Annotated in this window: 15 protein-coding genes and 1 riboswitch; of the genes, 5 read left to right on the top strand and 10 right to left on the bottom strand. The window is 72.2% G+C overall.

Annotated features, from left to right (window positions below; all coding sequences use genetic code 11):
• Position 1: 1 nt before the first annotated feature.
• From cobI to G412_RS0123845, 9 genes are all read right to left on the bottom strand, one after another.
• A complete protein-coding gene (gene cobI / locus G412_RS0123885; protein WP_028814297.1) occupies positions 2-745 on the bottom strand; it encodes a precorrin-2 C(20)-methyltransferase in 744 nt (247 codons plus the stop codon).
• Entirely contained in the window at positions 742-2,082 is a 1,341-nt protein-coding gene (locus tag G412_RS0123880; protein ID WP_028814296.1) for a cobyrinic acid a,c-diamide synthase CobB, read from the bottom strand. The genes cobI and G412_RS0123880 overlap by 4 nt, the downstream gene beginning before the upstream one ends.
• Entirely contained in the window at positions 2,076-2,675 is a 600-nt protein-coding gene (gene cobO, locus G412_RS0123875) for a cob(I)yrinic acid a,c-diamide adenosyltransferase (RefSeq protein ID WP_028814295.1), read from the bottom strand. The genes G412_RS0123880 and cobO overlap by 7 nt, the downstream gene beginning before the upstream one ends.
• Positions 2,675-4,699 (bottom strand): putative cobaltochelatase, encoded by a 2,025-nt coding sequence (locus tag G412_RS0123870; RefSeq protein WP_028814294.1) that lies wholly within the window; start codon positions 4,697-4,699, stop codon positions 2,675-2,677. Before G412_RS0123870 ends, cobO begins: the two co-directional genes overlap by 1 nt.
• A gap of 55 nt (positions 4,700-4,754) precedes the next feature.
• Positions 4,755-8,432: a cobaltochelatase subunit CobN gene (cobN, locus tag G412_RS0123865; RefSeq protein ID WP_037649690.1), complete on the bottom strand. Its 3,678-nt coding sequence runs from the start codon at positions 8,430-8,432 to the stop codon at positions 4,755-4,757.
• Entirely contained in the window at positions 8,429-9,961 is a 1,533-nt protein-coding gene (locus G412_RS0123860) for a cobyric acid synthase (RefSeq protein WP_028814292.1), read from the bottom strand. The genes cobN and G412_RS0123860 overlap by 4 nt, the downstream gene beginning before the upstream one ends.
• Positions 9,962-9,969: 8 nt before the next feature.
• On the bottom strand, positions 9,970-10,962 hold the full coding sequence (locus G412_RS0123855) for a cobalamin biosynthesis protein (RefSeq protein ID WP_028814291.1): 993 nt from the start codon (positions 10,960-10,962) through the stop codon (positions 9,970-9,972).
• A gap of 110 nt (positions 10,963-11,072) precedes the next feature.
• A riboswitch (cobalamin riboswitch) is annotated at positions 11,073-11,219 on the bottom strand.
• A gap of 128 nt (positions 11,220-11,347) precedes the next feature.
• Complete coding sequence (locus G412_RS0123850) at positions 11,348-11,572, bottom strand: hypothetical protein (protein ID WP_028814290.1); 225 nt, start codon at positions 11,570-11,572, stop codon at positions 11,348-11,350.
• 18 nt (positions 11,573-11,590) lie between these two features.
• Entirely contained in the window at positions 11,591-12,844 is a 1,254-nt protein-coding gene (locus tag G412_RS0123845) for an inorganic phosphate transporter (RefSeq protein ID WP_028814289.1), read from the bottom strand.
• A gap of 294 nt (positions 12,845-13,138) precedes the next feature.
• Here G412_RS0123845 and G412_RS0123840 point away from each other — a divergent pair, with 294 nt between their 5' ends.
• The 3 genes from G412_RS0123840 to G412_RS0123830 all read left to right on the top strand — a co-directional run bounded on the left by G412_RS0123840 (position 13,139) and on the right by G412_RS0123830 (position 16,577).
• Positions 13,139-13,801, top strand: a complete 663-nt coding sequence (locus G412_RS0123840) for a class II aldolase/adducin family protein (protein ID WP_028814288.1) — start codon at positions 13,139-13,141, stop codon at positions 13,799-13,801.
• Positions 13,802-13,891: 90 nt separating this feature from the next.
• On the top strand, positions 13,892-15,019 hold the full coding sequence (locus G412_RS0123835; RefSeq protein WP_028814287.1) for an alpha/beta hydrolase: 1,128 nt from the start codon (positions 13,892-13,894) through the stop codon (positions 15,017-15,019).
• Positions 15,020-15,248: 229 nt separating this feature from the next.
• Positions 15,249-16,577: a hypothetical protein gene (locus tag G412_RS0123830; protein ID WP_028814286.1), complete on the top strand. Its 1,329-nt coding sequence runs from the start codon at positions 15,249-15,251 to the stop codon at positions 16,575-16,577.
• Positions 16,578-16,727: 150 nt separating this feature from the next.
• Here G412_RS0123830 and G412_RS0123825 read toward each other — a convergent pair whose 3' ends face one another.
• Positions 16,728-17,129, bottom strand: coding sequence for a VOC family protein (locus G412_RS0123825; protein ID WP_028814285.1), 402 nt, complete (start codon positions 17,127-17,129; stop codon positions 16,728-16,730).
• A gap of 203 nt (positions 17,130-17,332) precedes the next feature.
• Here G412_RS0123825 and G412_RS35695 point away from each other — a divergent pair, with 203 nt between their 5' ends.
• Together G412_RS35695 and G412_RS0123815 are read left to right on the top strand one after the other, a co-directional pair.
• Positions 17,333-18,154 (top strand): hypothetical protein, encoded by an 822-nt coding sequence (locus G412_RS35695; RefSeq protein WP_279626785.1) that lies wholly within the window; start codon positions 17,333-17,335, stop codon positions 18,152-18,154.
• Between the two features lie 94 nt (positions 18,155-18,248).
• A complete protein-coding gene (locus G412_RS0123815; protein WP_028814284.1) occupies positions 18,249-19,847 on the top strand; it encodes an ABC-F family ATP-binding cassette domain-containing protein in 1,599 nt (532 codons plus the stop codon).
• Positions 19,848-20,068 lie beyond the last annotated feature (221 nt).

Below are 20,068 nucleotides of genomic sequence, written 5' to 3'. Positions count from 1 at the left end.
CTCACAGCTTGCCCCCGCGACCGCCGTCACGCCGCGCGGGCGCGATCAGCGTGGAGAGGTACGGCAGCGAGCCGCCCTCCGCCAGCTCGGCGGCAGGCCGAATCGATTCCTCGGGCAGCCCGAGCGCCGACCCCCACACCGCGTCCTCGGTACGCCCCGTCTCGCGCAGCGCGGTCGCGACCTCACCCGCCAGCCGCCCGAACTTGTACGCCACGACCGTACCGGGTCCCTCCAGGGCCTCCTTGAGCACAGCGGCCCCGGCGGTCACGGGCACGAGCGTCAGCGGCTCGGTCCCCTCCGTCAGTACGGCCCCGCTGCGGGCGGCCAGATCCTGCATGGCCGTGATGCCCGGCACGGTCACGACCTCGGTCCCCGGCACCAGGCCCGCGATGGTCTGCGCGAGATAGGTGAACGTCGAGTAGACGTTGGGGTCACCGATCGTCGCGAACGCCACCGAACCGTGCGTACGCAGCAGTTCGGCGACCCGCGACCCCGCCGCGTCCCAGGCGGCCTCACGCCGCGCCCGGTCCTCACGCTCGTTGAGCGCGAAGACGACCCGGACGACCTTCGCCGCGTCGACGTAATGCAGCACGGTCGCCTCGGCCCGCCCCCGCTCGCCACTGTCCATCACCGGAACGACCACAACGGCCGCGTCCCGAAGGGCATTGACGCCCTTCACGGTCACCAGCTCGGGATCACCGGGCCCGACACCCACACCGGTCAGCTTCGTATTCGTCCCGCTCATCCCGCACACCTCTCGACAAATCTCTTGGCCATCCCTGGCTCGGCAGCCCAGTGGGTATGCAGATAACTCGCATGCACACCCAGTTGTACGAACCCCTCGACCCGCCGCTCCGGCAGACGCATCCCCCAGGCGGGAGCCGCACCGGCCCCCGGCTCGATCACCGTCCGGTGAAACTCGTGCCCCCGCAGCCGGGTCCCGACGGCGGCCAGCGAACTCTCCGAAACCGCCACCGCCTCGCGATACCCCAGCGTCAACCGGTCCGACATCCGCGCCTCGGCGTCGAGCGCCCCGCACATGGGCTGCCCGTCGAGAGACCGGGAAAGATAGAGCAGCCCGGCACACTCGGCGGCAACGGGCGCCCCGGACAACGCCAGCTCGGCAACGGCCTTGCGCAACGGCTCATTACCGGACAGCTCCGGGGCGTACACCTCGGGAAACCCGCCGCCGATCACCAGCCCACGGGTCCCTTCCGGCAGGCTCTCGTCCCGGAGCGGATCGAACGGCACGACCTCGGCGCCGGCGGCGGCGAGCAGTTCCGTGTGCTCGGCGTACGAGAACGTGAACGCGGCGCCGGAAGCCACAGCCACCACAGGCCGCCCACTCACCGCACCTGCCCCCGCCGCATCCCACGCACCCACACCGAGCTCCGGAGCACTGCGGGCCAGCGCGAGCACCGCCTCCAGATCGCAGCCCGCCCGCACCTGCTGCGCCAGCGCCGCGACCGCGTCGACCGCTTCGGTCCGCCGCTCGGCGACCGGCACCAGACCCAGGTGCCGCGAAGGCGTCCGCACCTGCCGCTCGCGCCGCAGCGCACCCAGCACCGGCACCCCCGACGCGTCCAGCGCCTCGCGCAGCAACTCCTCGTGCCGCGCGGACCCCACCTTGTTCAGGATCACGCCCCCGATCCGCACCTGCGGATCCCAGGACGCGAAACCGTGCACCAGTGCCGCCACCGACCGCGACTGCGACGACGCGTCGACCACGAGCACCACCGGAGCCCGCAACAGCTTGGCGACCTGTGCCGTGGACGCGAGCTCCCCCTGCCCGGAAGCCCCGTCGTACATCCCCATCACGCCTTCGACGACGGCGACATCGCAACCGGTGGCACCGTGCGCGAAGAGCGGGGCGATCAGATCCGTCCCGCACAGGTACGCGTCCAGATTCCGCCCCGGCCGGCCGGTGGCCAGCGCGTGATAGCCGGGATCGATGTAATCGGGCCCGACCTTGTGCGGCGACACGGCGAGACCGGCCGCCGCGAAGGCAGCCATCAGCCCGGTCGCGACCGTGGTCTTCCCACTCCCCGACGACGGCGCGGCGATGACAAGACGTGCTACCACTCGATGCCCCGCTGCCCCTTCTGGCCCGCGTCCATCGGGTGCTTGACCTTCGACATGTCCGTCACCAGGTCGGCGGCCTCGACGAGCTTCTCCGGAGCGTTGCGCCCGGTGATCACGACATGCTGCGTCCCCGGCCGCTCCCGCAGCACCCGCACGACCTCGTCGGTGTCCACCCAGCCCCAGTGCATCGGATAGGCGAACTCGTCGAGCACGTACAGCTTGTACGTCTCGGCGGCCAGGTCGCGCTTGACCTGCTCCCACCCCTCGCGCGCGGCAGCCTCGTTGTCGAGCTGCGCGTCGCGCTGGACCCAGGACCACCCCTCGCCCATCTTGTGCCAGGCGACGGACCCGCCCTCACCGCTCGCGCCCAGGACCTTCAGCGCGTTCTCCTCGCCGACCTTCCACTTCGCCGACTTGACGAACTGGAACACCCCGATCGGCCACCCCTGGTTCCAGGCGCGCAGCGCGAGCCCGAAGGCAGCGGTCGACTTGCCCTTCCCGATGCCCGTATGCACGACCACAAGCGGCCGGTTGCGCCGCTGGCGCGTGGTGAGACCATCGTCCGGTACGACGCTCGGCTGTCCCTGCGGCATCAGGCTGCCCTCCTGTTGTGCGTTCCCTGTACGTCCTTGACCAGCCCGGCGATGCTGTCGGCCCGCAGCTCGTCGAGCGTGACGGCCGTACCGCCCAGCTCGCGCGCCAGCTCACCGGCGAGCCCGAGCCGCACCGGACCGAACTCGCAGTCCACGACCACCGAGGCGACACCCTCCGCCTCGTGCAGCCGGGCCGCGCGCGCAGCCAGAGCCACCGGCTCCGGCCCGCCCGTCGCCCGCCCGTCGGTCACGACCACCAGCAGCGGCCGCCGCGACGGGTCCCGCATCCGCTCCACCCGCAGCACGTCGTGCGCCTTCAGCAGCCCGGCGGACAGCGGCGTACGCCCACCGGTGGGCAGCGTCTCCAGCCGGGCGGCGGCCGCGTCGACCGACGACGTAGGCGGAAGCACAAGCTCCGCGTCCTTGCCCCGGAAGGTGACAAGACCCACCTTGTCCCGCCGCTGATAGGCATCGAGCAGCAGCGACAGCACAGCCCCCTTGACCGCGCTCATCCGCTGCCGGGCCGCCATCGACCCGGAAGCGTCCACGACGAACAGCACGAGGTTCCCCTCGCGCCCCTCCCGCGTCGCCTGCCGCAGATCGTCCCGCCGCACCACAAGACCGCGCCCACTGCGCCCACGCGCCCGCTGATGCGGCGCGGCGGCCTGAACGGTCGCCGCGAGATGAAGCTTGGTGAGCGCCCCCTGCGGCCGGCGGGCCCCTGTCGTACGACCGTGCTCGGTACGGGCACGGGAACGGCGCCCCGCCGCCCCCTCACCCAGACCCGGCACGCTCAGCATCTTCGTACGAAACGGCTCCCCGGCCCGCGCGGCGGCCTGCTCGCCCCCCGACCCGGCGGGAGCCCGCTGCCCCTCACCGGCCTCGGGCTCGGGCTCCGCCTCACCGGGCTGATCCGCGGAGTCGGGCGGTGAACCGTCGCCGTCGTCCCCCTGCGGCGGCTGTCCGCCCCCGCCGGGGCCGTCCGGGTCCGTGTCCGGGTCCTCGTCGTCGGACCCGCTGTTCTGCTCCAGCGTGTCGTCGAGCTTGTCCTCGTCCAGCCCCGGCGCGTCGAAGGGGTTGCGCCGGCGCCGGTGCGGAAGCGCGAGCAGCGCGGCCTGCCGTACGTCCTCGGCGAGTACGTCGGTACGCCCGGCCCAGGCCGCCAGCGCGGTCGCCGTACGGGCCATCACGATGTCGGCCCGCATCCCGTCGACCTCGAAGGCCGCACAGGTGGCGGCGATCTGCCGCAACGCCCCGTCCCCGAGCCGTACCTCGGGCAGCAGCGCCCGCGCGGCCACGATCCGGGCGCGCAGCGCGGCCTCCTCACCGGCCCACTTGGCGGCGAAGGCGGCGGGATCGTCGTCGTACGCGAGCCTGCGGCGCACCACCTCGACCCGCTGATCGGTCTCACGGGAGGCGGCCACCTCCACGGTCAGCCCGAACCGGTCCAGCAACTGCGGGCGCAGCTCGCCCTCTTCGGGGTTCATGGTCCCGACGAGCAGGAAGCGGGCGGCGTGCCGCACGGACACGCCTTCGCGCTCGACGTACGAGGCGCCCATGGCGGCGGCGTCGAGCAGCAGGTCGACGAGATGGTCATGCAGCAGGTTGACCTCGTCGACGTACAGAATCCCGCGATGCGCGTCGGCCAGGAGCCCCGGCTCGAACGCCTTGACGCCCTCGGCCAGCGCCCGCTCGATGTCGAGCGCACCGACGAGCCGGTCCTCGGAGGCGCCGACGGGCAGCTCGACCGTCCGCGCGGGGCGCGACACTCCGCCCCCGGCCTCGTGCGGCCCGTCCGGACACGCTGGGTCGGGTGAGCCCGGATCGCAGGAGAACCGGCACCCGGCGACCACGGCCACCTCGGGCATCAGCGCCGCGAGGGCGCGCACCGCGGTCGACTTGGCGGTGCCCTTCTCGCCGCGCACGAGCACACCGCCGACGGCGGGCGAGACGGCGTTCAGCAGCAGTCCGAGCCGCAGGTCGTCCTGCCCGACGATGGCGGTAAAGGGGTACGGCGTACTCAAGAGGAAGCCTCCACTTCAAGCTGGTTCAGGGCACCCGGAACGACTTCGCGCCCGCTCACGCGTCGTCCCCTTCCAAGTCGCCTTCGAGCTCCAGGTACGTCGCGCGCAACCGCTCCAGCGTCTCGGCGTCCGGCTCGGCCCACAGCCCGCGCTCGGCCGCCTCCAGCAACCGCTCCGTGATCCCGCGAAGGGCCCACGGGTTGGACTTCGTCATGAAGTCCCGGTTCTCCGGGTCGAAGACGTACTCGCTCGACAACTTCTCGTACATCCAGTCGTCGACCACCCCCGCCGTCGCGTCGTACCCGAACAGGTAGTCCACCGTGGCGGCCATCTCGAAGGCGCCCTTGTAGCCGTGCCTGCGCATGGCCGCCATCCAGCGCGGGTTGACCACCCGCGCGCGGAACACCCGGTGCGTCTCCTCACCCAGCGTCCGGGTCTTCACCTGGTCCGGCGTCGCGCTGTCACCCACATACGCCTCGGGCGACTCGCCCGTCAGGTGCCGCACCATGGCGACCATGCCGCCGTGGTACTGGAAGTAGTCGTCCGCGTCGACCAGGTCGTGCTCGCGGGTATCGACGTTCTTCGCGGCCACGGCGATCCGCCGGAACGCCGTCTCCATGTCGCCGCGCGCCGCCTTCCCCTCCAGCCCACGCCCGTACGCGTAACCGCCCCACACCGCGTACACCTCGGCCAGATCCGCATCGCTGCGCCAGTTCCGCGCGTCGATCAGCGGCAGCAGACCCGCGCCGTAAGCCCCCGGCTTCGACCCGAAGATGCGAGCCGTGGCCCGCCGCCGGTCGCCGTGTTCGGCGGTGTCCTCGTCCGCGTGCGCCCGTACGAAGTTGCGGTCGGCGGGCTCGTCCAGTTCCGCAACGGCCCGTACCGCGTCGTCGATGAGCCCCACCACGTGCGGGAACGCGTCCCGGAAGAACCCGGAGATCCGTACCGTCACGTCAATACGCGGCCGCCCCAGCTCGTCCAGCGGCACGATCTCGAAGCCGGTCACCCGCCGCGAAGCGTCGTCCCACACCGGGCGGCAGCCCAGCAGCGCCAGGATCTCCGCGATGTCGTCGCCCTGGGTGCGCATCGCGGACGTACCCCAGACCGTCAGGCCAACGGACTTCGGGTAGTCACCGGTGTCCGTCAGGTACCGCGCCACCAGCGAGTCCGCGAGCGCCTGCCCGACCTCCCACGACAGCCGCGACGGGATCGCCTTGGGGTCGACGGAGTAGAAGTTGCGCCCGGTCGGCAGGACGTTGACCAGGCCGCGCGTCGGCGACCCCGAAGGCCCGGCCGGTACGTAACCGCCGTCCAGCGCGTGCAGGATGTTGCCGATCTCGTCCGTCGTACGGGCCAGCCTCGGCACGACCTCGTCGCACGCGAACCGCAACACGGCCTCGGCGTCCGGCAGTCCGACGCCCAGCACCTCGCCCACCAGGCCGGCGGCCTCCGCCGCGTCCCAGCGCCGCTCCTCCATGCCCTCCGCGAGTCGCCGGCAGAGCTGCTCAAGCAGGTCGATCGCGTCGGCGCCGGTCCGCGCCGGGCCGTCCACCAGCGCGGTCAGCCCGTCCGGCACCTTGACCGCCGCACCGGGCTCGCCCAGCAGCTCCTTCTCGACCAGCCCGAAGTGCTCGGCCAGGCAGGCCCGCAGCCCCGGAAGCGCGTTGGCCTTCCCGCCCCACACCTGCGAGGCGCGCAGTACCGCCAGCACGAGGTTCACCCGGGCCTCGGCCTCCGGACCGCCGCCCAGAATGTGCAGACCGTCGCGGATCTGTACGTCCTTAATCTCGCACAGGTAGCCGTCGATGTGCATGACGAACTCGTCGAAGTCGTCGTCGTCCGGCTGCTCGTCCAGATGCAGGTCGTGGTGCAGTTGTGCCGCCGTCACCAGCGTCCAGATCTGCGCCCGCACCGCCGGCGCCTTCGCCGGGTCGAGATCGCTCACCAGCGCGTACTCGTCCAGCAACTGCTCCAGCTTCGCCAGGTCCCCGTACGTGTCCGCACGCGCCATCGGCGGCACCAGGTGGTCCACGACCGTGGCGTGCCCGCGCCGCTTGGCCTGCGTACCCTCACCGGGGTCGTTGACGATGAACGGGTAGATCAGCGGCAGCTCGCCCAGCACGGCGTCCGGCCCGCACCCCGCCGAGAGGCCGAGGCCCTTGCCCGGCAGCCACTCCATCGTCCCGTGCTTGCCCATATGCACGATCGCGTCCGCACCGAAACTGTTCTCCAGCCACCGGTACGCCGCCATGTAGTGGTGCGACGGCGGCATGTCCGGGTCATGGTAGATCGCGATCGGGTTCTCACCGAAGCCGCGCGGCGGCTGGATCATCACGACGACATTGCCGAACTGGAGCGACGCCAGCACGATCTCGTCGCCGTCGACGTACAACTGCCCCGGCGCCTCGCCCCAGTGCTCCAGCATCCCGTCGCGCAGCTCGGGCTCCAGCTTGTCGAACCACGCCTGGTAGTCAGCGAGCGGCGCGCGCGCGGGCGCGGCCGCGAGCTGCTCCTCGGTCAGCCATTCCACGTCGTGGCCACCGGCGTTGATGAGCCGGTGGATCAGCTCGTCGCCGTTGTCGGGGTGGCCCTCGACCGCGTAACCCGCGTCGCGCAGGGCGTCCAGCACGCGGATCGCGGAAGCGGGGGTGTCGAGGCCCACCGCGTTGCCGACCCGCGAGTGCTTCGTGGGGTACGCCGTGAAGACGAGCGCGAGGCGCTTGTCCTTGTTCGGCTTGTGGGCCAGCCTGGCGTGCCGTACGGCGATACCGGCGACCCGCGCGGCACGCTCGGGGTCCGCGACGTACACCGGTACGTCACCCTCGCCCTGCTCCTTGAAGGAGAACGGGACGGTGATGAGCCGCCCGTCGAATTCGGGGATGGCGACCTGCATCGCCGCGTCCATGGGTGAAAGCGCCGCGTCGGACGCCTCCCAGGTGGCGCGCGACGACGTAAGGCAGAGGCCTTGCAGCACGGGCACGTCGAGGTCGGCCAGCGCGCCGATGTCCCACGCCTCGTCGTCACCACCGGCCGAGGCGTCACTGGCACGCGTGCCGCCCGCCGCCAGGACCGTGGCGATCAGCGCGTCGGCCTTGCCGAGCTCCTCGTACAGCTCGGGGTCGGCGCTGCGCAGCGAACCGCAGTACACCGGGAGGGCGTTGGCGCCCTGCGCCTCGATCCGGTCGCACAGTACGTCGACGAACGATGTGTTCCCGGACAGCTCGTGCGCGCGGTAGAAGAGCACGCCGACCGTCGGGCGGTCCCCGTCGTACGCCCGCGTGCCGTGTACGCCCCACTCGGGCATCTTCTGCGGCTCGGCGAAGCCGACACCCGTGAGCAGCACGGTGTCGGACAGGAACCTGGCCAGCTCGACGAGGTTGCCGGGCCCGCCCTCGACGAGGTAGCGCAGCGCCTCTGCGACGACTCCGGCCGGTACGGACGACTCGGCCATCAGCTCGGCGTCGGGCACGGTCTCACCGCCCAGCAGCACGGTCGGGATCCCGGAGGCCTTGAGGACGGCGAGCCCGTCCTCCCAGGCGCGCTTGCCGCCGAGCAGCCGCACGACGGCGACAGAGGCACCCTCGATCAGCGCGGGCAGCTCGGCCGCCGCGTCGATACGGGTGGGGTTGCCGATGCGGTACGGGGCACCGGAGGCGCGGGCGGCCAGCAGGTCCGTATCGGCGGTGGACAACAACAGCACGGTGTTCTCGGTGCTGACGGGCTCAGTGCTCATGCGGGCGCTCCAGGTGCGATGAAGGGAAGTCCTGAGGGCGCGCCCGACTCGATGAGCCGCAGCAGCGCGTCCGTATCCGCGTGTTCTTCGATGAGGTCGCCGAGGCGGTCGAGCTGCTCCTCGCGCAGCGCCTCGAACGAGGTGTCCGGTGCCGGTACGAAGCGGCGGCCCGCGGCGGCGGCCACCTCGCGCAGGAACGCGCGCCGGAACGCGTCGCTCTCCAGCGAACCGTGCCAGTGGGTGCCCCAGACCGACCCCACCCGGCAGCCGTCCAGGCTGTGTCCATTGTCATCAGAGATGAACGCGTCGCCGTCCAGCACTTCGGCGACCCCGTGATGGATCTCGTACCCTTCGACGGGCTCGCCCAGCGCACTGCCGACCGGCCGCGCCAGCGTCTTCTCGACGGCGAACCGCACGCGTACCGGCAGCAGTCCGAGCCCGTCCACGCTCCCGGCCTTCGACTCGACGTCGTCCTCGATGCGCTCGCCCAGCAGTTGGAAGCCGCCGCAGACGCCCAGCACGGGACGGCCTTCCGCCGCCCGCCGCGCCAGCGCGCCGGCCAGCCCGCGCTCGCGCAGCCACTCCAGGGCCTTCACGGTCCCGCGCGTGCCCGGCACGATCACCAGATCAGCGTCGACGAGCTCCTCGGCCCGGTCCACGAACCGCACGACGACGCCCGGTTCGGCGGCCAGCGCGTCCACGTCCGTGAAGTTCGACATCAGCGGCACGGCGCACACGGCGACCCGCAGCACGTCCTCCCCGACCGGCGGCGCGACCACGGACTCCCGTACGGCGCCGCGCAGGGAGACCCGCAGCCCGTCCTCCTCGTCGATGCCGAGCCCGTGCGCGAAGGGCAGCACACCGTACGTACGCCGCCCCGTCAGCCCTTCCAGCATGTCGAGCCCGGGTTCGAGGAGTGACACATCACCGCGGAACTTGTTGACCAGATAGCCGGCCACCAGTTCCTGGTCCTCCCGGCTGAGCAGCGCCGTCGTACCGAAGAAGGAGGCGAAGACCCCGCCCCGGTCGATGTCGCCGACGACGACCACCGGGAACCGGGCCGCTCGCGCGATGCCCATGTTCACGATGTCGGTACGCCGCAGATTGATCTCGGCCGGACTTCCCGCCCCCTCGCAGATCACGGCGTCATACGTGCCCCGCAACTCCCGCAGACAGTCCGTGACGGTCCCGAGCAGCGCTTCCTGCCTGCCCCCGTGGTAGCCGCGGGCACTCATCTCGCCAACCGGCTTCCCCATCAGCACCACCTGGCTGCTGCGGTCACTGCCCGGCTTGAGCAGTACGGGGTTCATGAGCGCCGTCGGCTCCACGCGCGCGGCCTGCGCCTGCATGGCCTGCGCCCGCCCGATCTCCGCGCCCTCGCGCGTCACGAACGAGTTCAGCGACATGTTCTGCGCCTTGAACGGCGCGACCTTCACACCCTTGCGTACGAGCCACCGGCAGATGCCGGCCGTCACGACGCTCTTGCCCGCGTCGGACGTGGTCCCCGCGACGAGGAGACCGCCCCCCAGTGAACCGCTCACGCGCGCCCCTTCCCGGTACGTATGCCTTCGGTACCCGCGGCGCGTCGCAGCGCGCCGAAAGCCAGCCGTCCCGCCACCGCCGTCACCAGAGCCAGCGCGCCGACGCGCCGCGACAGGCGCGCCGCCCGCTCGATGTCCGGTACGCCGACGGGCCGGCCGGCGGCGTTGAGCACGGGCCGGTGCTCGACGCGGCCCGCGTACGAGAGTGTTCCGCCGAGCCGTACGCCGAGCGCGCCCGCGAAGGCTGCCTCCACAGGGCCCGCGTTGGGACTCGGATGCTTGGCGGCGTCCGCACGCCAGGCCCGCACCGCACCGCGCGGGTCGCCACCGGAGACGGCCGCGACCGCCGTGAGGGCGGCCGTCAGCCGCGCTCCCGGCCAGCCGGCCACGTCGTCGAGGCGGGCGGAAGCCCAGCCGTACCGGCGGTATTTGGGCGATTTGTGCCCGACCATCGCGTCGAGTGTGTTGATGGCGCGGAAGGCCACGAGCCCCGGCACCCCGCCCACGGCACCCCACACCAGCGCGCCGACGACCGCGTCCGAGGTGTTCTCGGCGACGGACTCGACGACGGCGCGGGCGATCTGCTGGGCGTCCAGCGACTGCGGGTCGCGCCCGCACAGGTGGGGGAGGCGTTCGCGGGCCACCTCGATGTCCCCGGCCTCCAGGGCGCTGCCCACGGCACGGGCCTCGCGGCCCAGCGACGTACCGCCGACGACGGCCCAGGTGGCGGCGGCGGTCAGCGCCACGGCGGCGGCGGGGGAGCGGCGTACGGCACGGGAAGCAAGCGCGGCGGCGCCGGCGGCGCCTCCGGCGCACACCAGGGTGTGCGCCGCGCCCCACCCGCGGTGGTCACGCCACAGCAGGGACTCGACGGCGCCCGCGGCCCGCCCGAACGCGGCGACCGGGTGTCCACGGCGGGGATCACCGAGAACGAGGTCGCCGATCAGGCCGGCGGAGGCGCCGTACGCGAAGATGCGATCGGCACGCATGGCTCAGCAGGCCGATGCGCCTCGAAGCACTGTCGTACTCGTACTCACAGGAATGACTGAACGGCAGCCAGGCATGGCGGTATGTCCTCACTCAGGGTCCGCGCCCTGGTTCGACGTGACCGGCGGTGAGAGTTCCTGGCTTCCGGGGACCTCTTCGTCTTCCCCGGTCACAGTGGCGGGACCGCGCCGGATTCGCACCGGGCTTCCTCTCGTGCCGCCGTATTCGGCTCCGGCAGTCCACCACGCTCCGCGAACGCCGTCAACTTGCCGTTGACCTGCGACGGGAGAGTGTGCTGAGGCACACAGAGACCGCCCCGCCGCCGGCTGTGGAAGGCCGGAGGCGGGGCGGTCTCTGTGACGATTTGGGTGGAGTCGGGCCGGCGCGTCAGACGACGATCAGGTAGATCCCGTACGCCACGGCCGCCGCGCACAGCGCGAAGCAGGCGTACGCGCCGGTGCGGGCCGCGACGGCGGAGCCGCCGCCCTGCGCGGAGGCGCTCTCCTGCTTGGAGAGAGCCACGATGCCGAGGGTGAACAGGCCCACCAGTGCGACGGTGACCACGAGGCTCACGCCGAACACGGAGCCGAGAGCTGCCCAGTCGATCTTCATGCTGCTGTGTCCCTGTCCTTACACCGCGGCCGGGCTGACCGGCTCCGCGGAGCTGCCGGCCGGGGCCGGGATGGTGGTCTTGAGGTCGTCGGCGGCGAGGGCGGCGGCCGTGGGCGGCACGGTGACGGCCGCCATGGCGGTGGTCACGACACCCGCGGGCTCGGCCTCCGCTTCCACGTCGTTGACGTTGGTGTGGTCGACCACCTGGCGGCGGGAGATGAACCAGATCGCGACGCAGGAGCCGATGAGGAAGGCCGCGACGGCCGCGACACCCCAGTCGCCCTGCTTGGTCACGAACTCGGACCCCGCGGCGACCAGACCGGCGGCCGGCAGCGTCAGACCCCAGGCGACGAACATCCGGGTGGCGGTGGACCAGCGGACCACGCCGCCCTTGCGGCCCAGGCCCGCGCCCATCACGGCGCCGGAGCACGAGTGGGTGGTCGACAGGGAGAAGCCGAGGTTGGAGGAGGCGAGGATGACGCTGGCCGCGCTGGTCTGGGCGGCGAAGCCCTGCTGCGGCTGGAGGTCGGTGAGGCCCTTGCCCATGGTGCGGATGATGCGCCAGCCGCCGAGGTACGTGCCCAGCGCGATCGCGATGCCGGCGGACATGATGACCCACATCGGGGGGTTGGAGCCGGGAGCGAGGACACCGCCGGCGACGAGCGCCAGCGTGATGATGCCCATGGTCTTCTGAGCGTCGTTCGTGCCGTGGGCCAGGGAGACCAGGCCCGCCGAGGTGATCTGGCCGGCGCGGTAGCCCTTCGCGGTGGCCTTCGGGTCGGCGTTGCGGCCGATGCGGTACGTCAGCCGGGAGGCGAGGTACGCGGCGAGGCCGGCGACGAGCGGGGCGGCGATCGCGGGGATCAGGACCTTGGTGACCACGGTGCCGCCGTTGACACCACTGACGCCGACCGAGGCGATGGTGGCACCGATCAGGCCGCCCATGAGGGCGTGGGAGGAACTGGACGGCAGGCCGATCAGCCAGGTCAGCAGGTTCCAGAGGATGGCGCCGACCAGCGCCGCAAAGATCACTTCGGGCGTTATGCCCTCTTCGGTCACGATGCCGCTGGAGATCGTTTTGGCGACCTCCACCGACAGGAACGCGCCGACCAGGTTGAGCACGGCGGACATGGCCACCGCCGTCTTGGGCTTCAGGGCACCGGTCGAGATGGTGGTCGCCATCGCGTTGGCGGTGTCGTGGAAACCGTTCGTGAAATCGAACACTAGAGCTGTCACGATCACAATCGCGAGCAGCAAGGTGATGTGTTCCATTTACCCAGGCAATCGTTTGACGTCAGTGGCTCGTGGAACGTAGGCAACCTGAGTGAACGGAAGGTGAACTGGGTCGGGCGGAGCGGTGACCCGAAGCGCGTCGCCGCCGTTCCGTTTGTGGCCGGAACGACGCCGAACCCGGCATTCCGGGGCCCGCCGGCCCCTATCGGACCTCTCGATCCGGCTCGCGCACCCGTTGAAGAGATTCTGGTCACCCCGCAGGCACCCGCTGCCGCTGTCGAACGGCCGGATCCGCACCACAGTGCCCCGCTCCCGCTGGCAGGATCTGACCCCATGACCGAACAGCGGCGGCAGGACGCGATCGAACAGGCCTGGGACGACCTGGTGGCCACGGCCCGCAGGACAGTGCGCGAAGGGCTGGTCGTCGGCACCTCCGGCAATGTCTCCGTACGCGTCGGCGACCTCGTCCTCGTCACCCCGAGCGGAGTTCCGTACGACCGGCTGCGACCGGAGGACGCCGTCGCCGTCGACCTCGACGGGCAGCAGCGACTGGGCAGGCTCAGCCCCACCAGCGAGCTCCCGATGCACCTCGCGGTTTACCGCAGCACCGGCGCGGCGGCCGTCGTCCACACCCACGCCGTGCACGCCACCGCCGTCTCTACCCTCGTGCCCGAGCTGCCCCTCGTGCACTACATGACCGCGGCCCTCGGCGGCCCCGTCCGCACGGCCGCGTACGCGACGTACGGATCGCGGGAGTTGGCCGAGAACATGCTCCTGGCCCTGCGCGACCGCTCGGGCTGCCTGCTGCGCAACCACGGCACGGTGACCTACGGAGACACGCTCGACCAGGCCTACGACCGCACCGCGCAGCTTGAATGGATGTGCAGGCTCTGGCTCACCGCGAGCTCGGTGCCGGGCCGTGAGCCGTCCCTGCTCTCCGAGGCCCAGCTCCACGAAGTACAGGAAAAACTGAAGGGGTACGGCCAGCGCGGCTGAAAGCTGACGCCCCGCCACGAAGCTCCGCCGAAGGAGCCGTCCGGCCCCCGCCCACTGGCCCCGCGCCCCGCGGATGCGGACACTGGAGCGGTGCGCCCGGCTACAGCGACGGCAGCGGCCGTCACCACACTCATCGGCGCCGGTGCGGCAGCGGTCGTGATCGGCCGTTACGCCGGCGACGCCGCGCTCAAGGCGTCGGCCGGCCGGCCGCTGCCCGGCGACCCCTGGCTCACCGTGCACGCCACCGCGGCGGGCCGGATCACCCTGACGCGCTGCCTGGCCTCCCTGCGCCCCGGCACGTACGGCATCGAGGGCCCCGGCGTCCACGCGGTCGTCGGGCCCGTCGTCGAGAACGCGCCGCACACCGCCGACACCGTCGTACGCGGCCTGGAACGCGTCAGCCACGGCACACTCGCCGCCGGCGCCAGGGTGCGGCTCACCCCGCAGCTGTACGCCGGCGATCCGCGCACCGCACTCGGCATCGCACACACCGACGTGGACGTGCCCGGTGAACTCGGCTCACTGCCCGCCTGGTTCCTGCCGGGGGCCCGCAGCACCTGGGTCATCACCGTGCACGGCCTCGGCACCACGCGGGAACACTGCATGAACCTCATTCCCTTCCTGCGGGCCCAGCACCTCCCGGTCCTCGGCCTCGCCTACCGGGGCGACGTCGGCGCCCCCAGGCCGCCGGACGGCCTCGGCCACCTCGGCGACTCGGAGTGGCGCGACGTGGACGCCGCCATCCGCCACGCCGTCCGAAGCGGCGCCGAGCGCGTCATCCTGCACGGCTGGTCCACCGGCGGGGCCATGGCCGTGCACGCCGCGGTGCACTCCCCGCTCCGCGACCGCGTCAGCGGCCTCGTACTCGACTCCCCGGTCCTCGACTGGGAGGCCACGGTGCGGGCCCTGGCCGTCGCCCGCCGCACGCCGGGCGTGCTCCTCCCGCTCGCCGTCCGGGCCGTGCAGGGCCGCACAGGCGTGCACGGCGACCGCCTGCGCGAAGCGGCCGGCGAGGGCGGGCTGCGCGTACCCACGCTGATCCTCCACGGCCCGGACGACACCGTGGCCCCGTGGCACCCTTCGCGGGAGCTGGCCGGGAGGCTCCCCGGTCTGGTCGTCCTCCACCCCGTTCCGCACGCCCCGCACGCGGCCATGTGGAACGCCGACCCGGCCAGGTACGAAGAGGTTCTGCGCCGCTTCCTGACCCCCTTGATGTAGCCCGGAGCCCCGGCCGCGTCCGGAATATCCGGCCCGCCCGGCGGGGAAAGGTTCCGGCCAGGTGGCGTCCACGAACGGCGAGTTCGATTCCGTTTGGGCTTTCGGGGCGTCACCGGCGAGACTGCTCTCCGTGACGTCCCGTACCCCGCGCGACTCCAGGCTCCGACTTGTCCGCCCGCGACCCCTCGCGGCTGCCCTCCCCCTGACTCCTCAGGGCGGACACCAGGCCGTGACGAACCGGCGTACCCGCCCGGCCCCGAGGCCCCCCGAGGGCACCCCGCCCCCCGCGGAACTGGCCCGACAGGCCAGGGCCGTACTCGCCGACGCCGTCCGCGTCGCACGCTGGGCCTCCCCGTCGCCGCGCGGCGGAAAGTCCCACGTCGAGCCCGGCCCGGACGGCGCGCTCTCCGCCGCGGCAGTCCAACGGGCTTCCGCGGACCTCGACCTGACTCCGCCCCAGGTCCGCGCGGGCTGGGACAGGGCCAGGCTCGCCGGCCTGATCGAACTCCACGGCGACCGCACCCGGCCCGGCTGGCGACTGCGCGCCTGGGACCGTGACGACGCGGCCGTACTGCGCGGCTGGGTCGCCCTCTTCGACGCGTGGTCGATCGTCCACCCCGCGCCCGACGGCATCCCCGCCACCGCCGTCGCCGAGGTCGTGGAAGCCGTCCCCCAAGTGCTCTCCCTCCTTCAGCTCTCGGCCGGTCCTGTGCAGGTACCGGCCCTGCTCGACCTGCTCGAACAGCGCGTCGCCGAGCTGCGCGAAGAGCGCTGCGAGGTCCCGTACGGCCCGCAGCCGCTCCCGGAACCGGCCACCACGCCCGCCACCCCTGCCGCATCCCTCCCCCTCCTCCTCGACTGGGCCCTGGAAGGCCAGGCCGCCGTCGGCGCCCTGACCCTCGGTCCCGGACTCGCCACCCTGACCGCGCTCGGCAACTGGGCGGTGTGGGTCAAGCTGGAGCAGATCTGCGTCGCGGCGCAGAGCCCCGCCGGGAACATCGAGCAGTCCGCCGAGGACATGCTGCGCGGCTGCGCCCGTCTGACGCCGGGCCCCGCCCGTGCCGAGTACCGGGCCTGGCTCGCCGCCCGTACCGTCTCCAGTGCCGTCACCGAGCTCCTCGAAGCCGCCCGCGGCGAGGACGCGCTGCTGCGCGGACTCGCCTTCGAGGCGCTGCGGGTGGTCGGCGCCCCGGCGGAGTCCGGCGTACGGGCCGCGGCCGACGACAGCTCGCTGCGCCCCTATGCCCTGCTGTGGCTTGCGGAGTACGAGGGCGCCGACCCCGAGGACGCCCACGAGATCCTCACCCGCGAGGAGTCCACCTGGCTGTGGGTGGACACGGCCGCGGCCGTCGCGGACCACGGCGAGACGCAGCTGCTCGTACGCCATCTGGATGCCGCCGTGCAGTCGACCGTGCCGGCGCTGCTGGAGGAAGTACAGGCGATCGGCCACCCCCGCACTGTCCAGGTCCTGGTGGCCCTGGCAGCGGCCCACCCTGACCCCGCCCTGGCGAAGGCGGTACGCAGAGCGGCGTTCCAGGTCCACAGGGGCGGCGTGTAGCGCCGAAGCCGGGGCGGGCGACTCTTTCCGCCCCCGGACGCCGGACACCGGACGGCCTGAAGCCGCCCAGGCGGAAAGGCCACCAGTCCGGCGTTCGAGGACACGCCACGAGTCGTCCGGGGGTGCGGGGCCCGTCCCGTACTCGCCCCGTCAGCCCCCGATCGCCGGGGTGTACGTGCCGAAGCTCCAGAGGTTGCCCTCGGGGTCCCGCGCCATGTAGTCCCGCGATCCGTAGGGCTGGTCGGTCGGCGGCATCAGGATCTCCACCCCGTGTTCCACCGCCCGCGCGTGATGCGCGTCCACGTCGTCCACCACCACGTACACACCCACCGGCCCCGCATCCGCCATCGCCTTGGCGAAGACGCCTTCCCGGCCGTGCGACCCCACCATCACCGCGCCATTGCCGTACGCCAGCTCCGCGTGCTCCACGTAACCGCTCTCGCTCTCGTACAGAGCGACCTCGCGGAAACCGAAGGCATCCTTCAGCAGCCGGATGGCGGCTTTGGCGTCCTTGTACAGAACCGTCGGGTAAATGCTCGGTGCGCCGGCCATGCCGATCACCTCATCCTCTCGTCGAGTGTGACGTGGCTCTCAGTCTCGCACCGGCCACTGACAACGCCACCGCGGCCGGAACGGGGCCGAACGGGGGACGCGCCCGCCCCCGCCCGCCGTGTCGGCCGGGCCCGCCACCCGGCCCCCGACACCCGCGGCTACGTTCTGTGCCTGATCCAAGGGCGGCGCCGCAAGGGGGAATCGTGACTGCCAGCACGTCAGCGGCGGCCCCGGCCGGTGGCGACCGCGATTTCGCCACCCCCCGAACGCGGCGCGCCACAAGCGGCTTCCGCCCCCCGCGCAGGCCCCGCGACCGCCGCCGCCACGCCCTGCGCATCGGGCTCACCCTCGCCGCCGCGGCCCTCGCCCTGCCCCTGGTCACCGCCGCCCACCAGGCCAGACCCGCCCCGTACGGCGACCGGCTCACCGCCCACACCCCCGCGGCCCGCCCCGACCCCGCCCTGCGTATCAAAGGCGGGGCGGTAGAGGCGTACGACGAGCCGAGCGGTCGGCGGCACTGGACGCACACCCGCGCCGGGCGCCGCCCCCTCGCCCTGCGGCCCGCGCCCGGCCACGCCTTCACCCTGTGGAGCGACGGCCTGGTCACCGACACCGCGCGCACCACCGGCCGTACGGTCCGCTGGCACCGCGCCGTACCCGGCCTCTCGCACTGGCTGTCGGCCGACGCCCGGGCCCGCGCCTCCGGCGTGCTGCAACCCCTCGACCCCGCCGCCGGCATGCTCGCCGTCGTCACCCCGCAGCGCATCGCGGCGTACCGCACCGTGGACGGCGACCTGCGCTGGGTGCTGCCCGCCGAGCCCGGCTGCGTCTTCGACGCGCGCCGCACGGCCCGCACCGGCGGCGCGCTGCTGGTCGCGCAGCCCTGCGGCGCCGCCGCCTCCTGGACCGCCGAACTGATCGCCCTCGACGGTCTCGGCCGGATCGTGCCCGATCGCACACCGCTCGGCAACGCCCTGCGGGGCGACAAAGCCCGCGCCAGAAAAGTAGTTGCGGGCGACCGTTAGACTGGGTCTATGGCAACTCTCCTTGTGCATTAGACGGCGTCGAAGAAGTCTCCGCCCGTCCCTTCCGCCGTCCACACCGCCCTGGAGTTTTACCTTGATCACCGCCTCCGGCATCGAGCTGCGCGCCGGCGCCCGTCTCCTCATCGAGTCCGCGTCCTTCCGTATCGCCAAGGGCGACCGCATCGGCCTCGTCGGCCGCAACGGAGCGGGCAAGACCACCCTCACCAAGTGCCTCGCCGGTGAAGGCACCCCCGCCGGCGGCACGATCACCCGCTCCGGCGAGGTCGGCTACCTCCCGCAGGACCCGCGCACCGGCGACCTCGACGTCCTCGCCCGCGACCGCATCCTCTCCGCCCGCGACCTCGACTCGGTCCTGCGCAAGATGCGCGAGAACGAGGAGCGGATGTCGAACGGGCAGGGCGCCACCCGCGAAAAGGCGATGAAGAAGTACGAGCGCCTGGAGACGGAGTTCCTCACCAAGGGCGGTTACGCCGCCGAGGCCGAGGCCGCCACCATCGCCGCCGCGCTCGGTCTGCCCGACCGCGTCCTCGGCCAGCCCCTCCACACGCTCTCCGGCGGCCAGCGCCGCCGCGTCGAGCTGGCCCGCATCCTCTTCTCGGACGCCGACACCCTGCTCCTCGACGAGCCGACCAACCACCTCGACGCCGACTCGATCGTCTGGCTCCGGGACTACCTCAAGACGTACCGCGGCGGCTTCATCGTGATCTCCCACGATGTCGACCTCGTCGAGACGGTCGTCAACAAGGTCTTCTATCTGGACGCCAACCGCTCCCAGATCGACGTCTACAACATGGGCTGGAAGCTCTACCAGCAGCAGCGCGAGGCCGACGAGAAGCGCCGCAAGCGCGAGCGTCAGAACGCCGAGAAGAAGGCCTCCGCCCTCAACTCCCAGGCCGACAAGATGCGCGCCAAGGCGACGAAGACCGTCGCCGCGCAGAACATGGCCAAGCGCGCCGAGCGCCTGCTCTCCGGCCTCGAAGCGGTACGCGTCTCTGACAAGGTCGCCAAGCTGCGCTTCCCGGACCCCGCGCCCTGCGGCAAGACCCCGCTCATGGCGGAGGGCCTGTCGAAGTCGTACGGCTCGCTGGAGATCTTCACCGACGTCAACCTGGCCATCGACAAGGGCTCGCGCGTCGTCATCCTGGGCCTCAACGGCGCCGGCAAGACGACCCTGCTGCGTCTCCTCGGAGGTGCGGAGAAGCCCGACACGGGTGAAGTCATTCCGGGCCACGGCCTCAAGCTCGGGTACTACGCCCAGGAGCACGAGACCCTCGACCCGGAGCGTTCGGTACTGGAGAACATGCGCTCGGCGGCGCCCGACCTCGACCTCGTCGCGGTCCGCAAGACGCTGGGCTCGTTCCTCTTCACCGGCGACGACGTCGACAAGCCGGCCGGAGTCCTCTCCGGCGGTGAGAAGACCCGCCTCGCCCTGGCCACCCTGGTCGTCTCGTCCGCCAACGTCCTGCTCCTGGACGAGCCGACGAACAACCTCGACCCGGCCAGCCGCGAGGAGATCCTCGGCGCCCTGCGCACGTACAAGGGCGCGGTCATCCTCGTCACCCACGACGAGGGAGCGGTCGACGCGCTGGAGCCGGAGCGGATCATTCTGCTGCCGGACGGCGTGGAGGACCTGTGGGGTCCGGACTACAAGGACCTCGTCGCCCTGGCCTGATCCACTCGCGATCCACTAGCGATCCACTCGAGCTGGATCATTCGGCTTACGGGTGATCCTTCATCTGAGTGAGTGGCTCTCGTACCCCGGCGTGTCATGCACCGGATTGCGGCCCGTCCCGTCTGGGGCGGGCCTCTGCGTTCCCCTGCCGCTCTGCCCGCGCTGACCTGCCCTTTCCTTGCGGGCCTCGTCCGAACGTACAACGGTGAAGCTGCGGAACT

This window comes from Streptomyces flavidovirens DSM 40150, assembly GCF_000429085.1.
GTDB lineage: Bacteria > Actinomycetota > Actinomycetes > Streptomycetales > Streptomycetaceae > Streptomyces > Streptomyces flavidovirens.
This window is presented reverse-complemented; position numbering and strand designations above follow the sequence as displayed.

Bases quoted from the DNA above. Each gene is read 5' to 3' on its own strand.
- cobI (WP_028814297.1), bottom strand. From the start codon at position 745: ATGAGCGGGACGAATACGAAGCTGACCGGTGTGGGTGTCGGGCCCGGT.
- cobO (WP_028814295.1), bottom strand. From the start codon at position 2,675: ATGCCGCAGGGACAGCCGAGCGTCGTACCGGACGATGGTCTCACCACG.
- cobN (WP_037649690.1), bottom strand. From the start codon at position 8,432: ATGAGCACTGAGCCCGTCAGCACCGAGAACACCGTGCTGTTGTTGTCC.
- G412_RS0123855 (WP_028814291.1), bottom strand. From the start codon at position 10,962: ATGCGTGCCGATCGCATCTTCGCGTACGGCGCCTCCGCCGGCCTGATC.
- G412_RS0123850 (WP_028814290.1), bottom strand. From the start codon at position 11,572: ATGAAGATCGACTGGGCAGCTCTCGGCTCCGTGTTCGGCGTGAGCCTC.
- G412_RS0123845 (WP_028814289.1), bottom strand. From the start codon at position 12,844: ATGGAACACATCACCTTGCTGCTCGCGATTGTGATCGTGACAGCTCTA.
- G412_RS0123840 (WP_028814288.1), top strand. From the start codon at position 13,139: ATGACCGAACAGCGGCGGCAGGACGCGATCGAACAGGCCTGGGACGAC.
- G412_RS0123825 (WP_028814285.1), bottom strand. From the start codon at position 17,129: ATGGCCGGCGCACCGAGCATTTACCCGACGGTTCTGTACAAGGACGCC.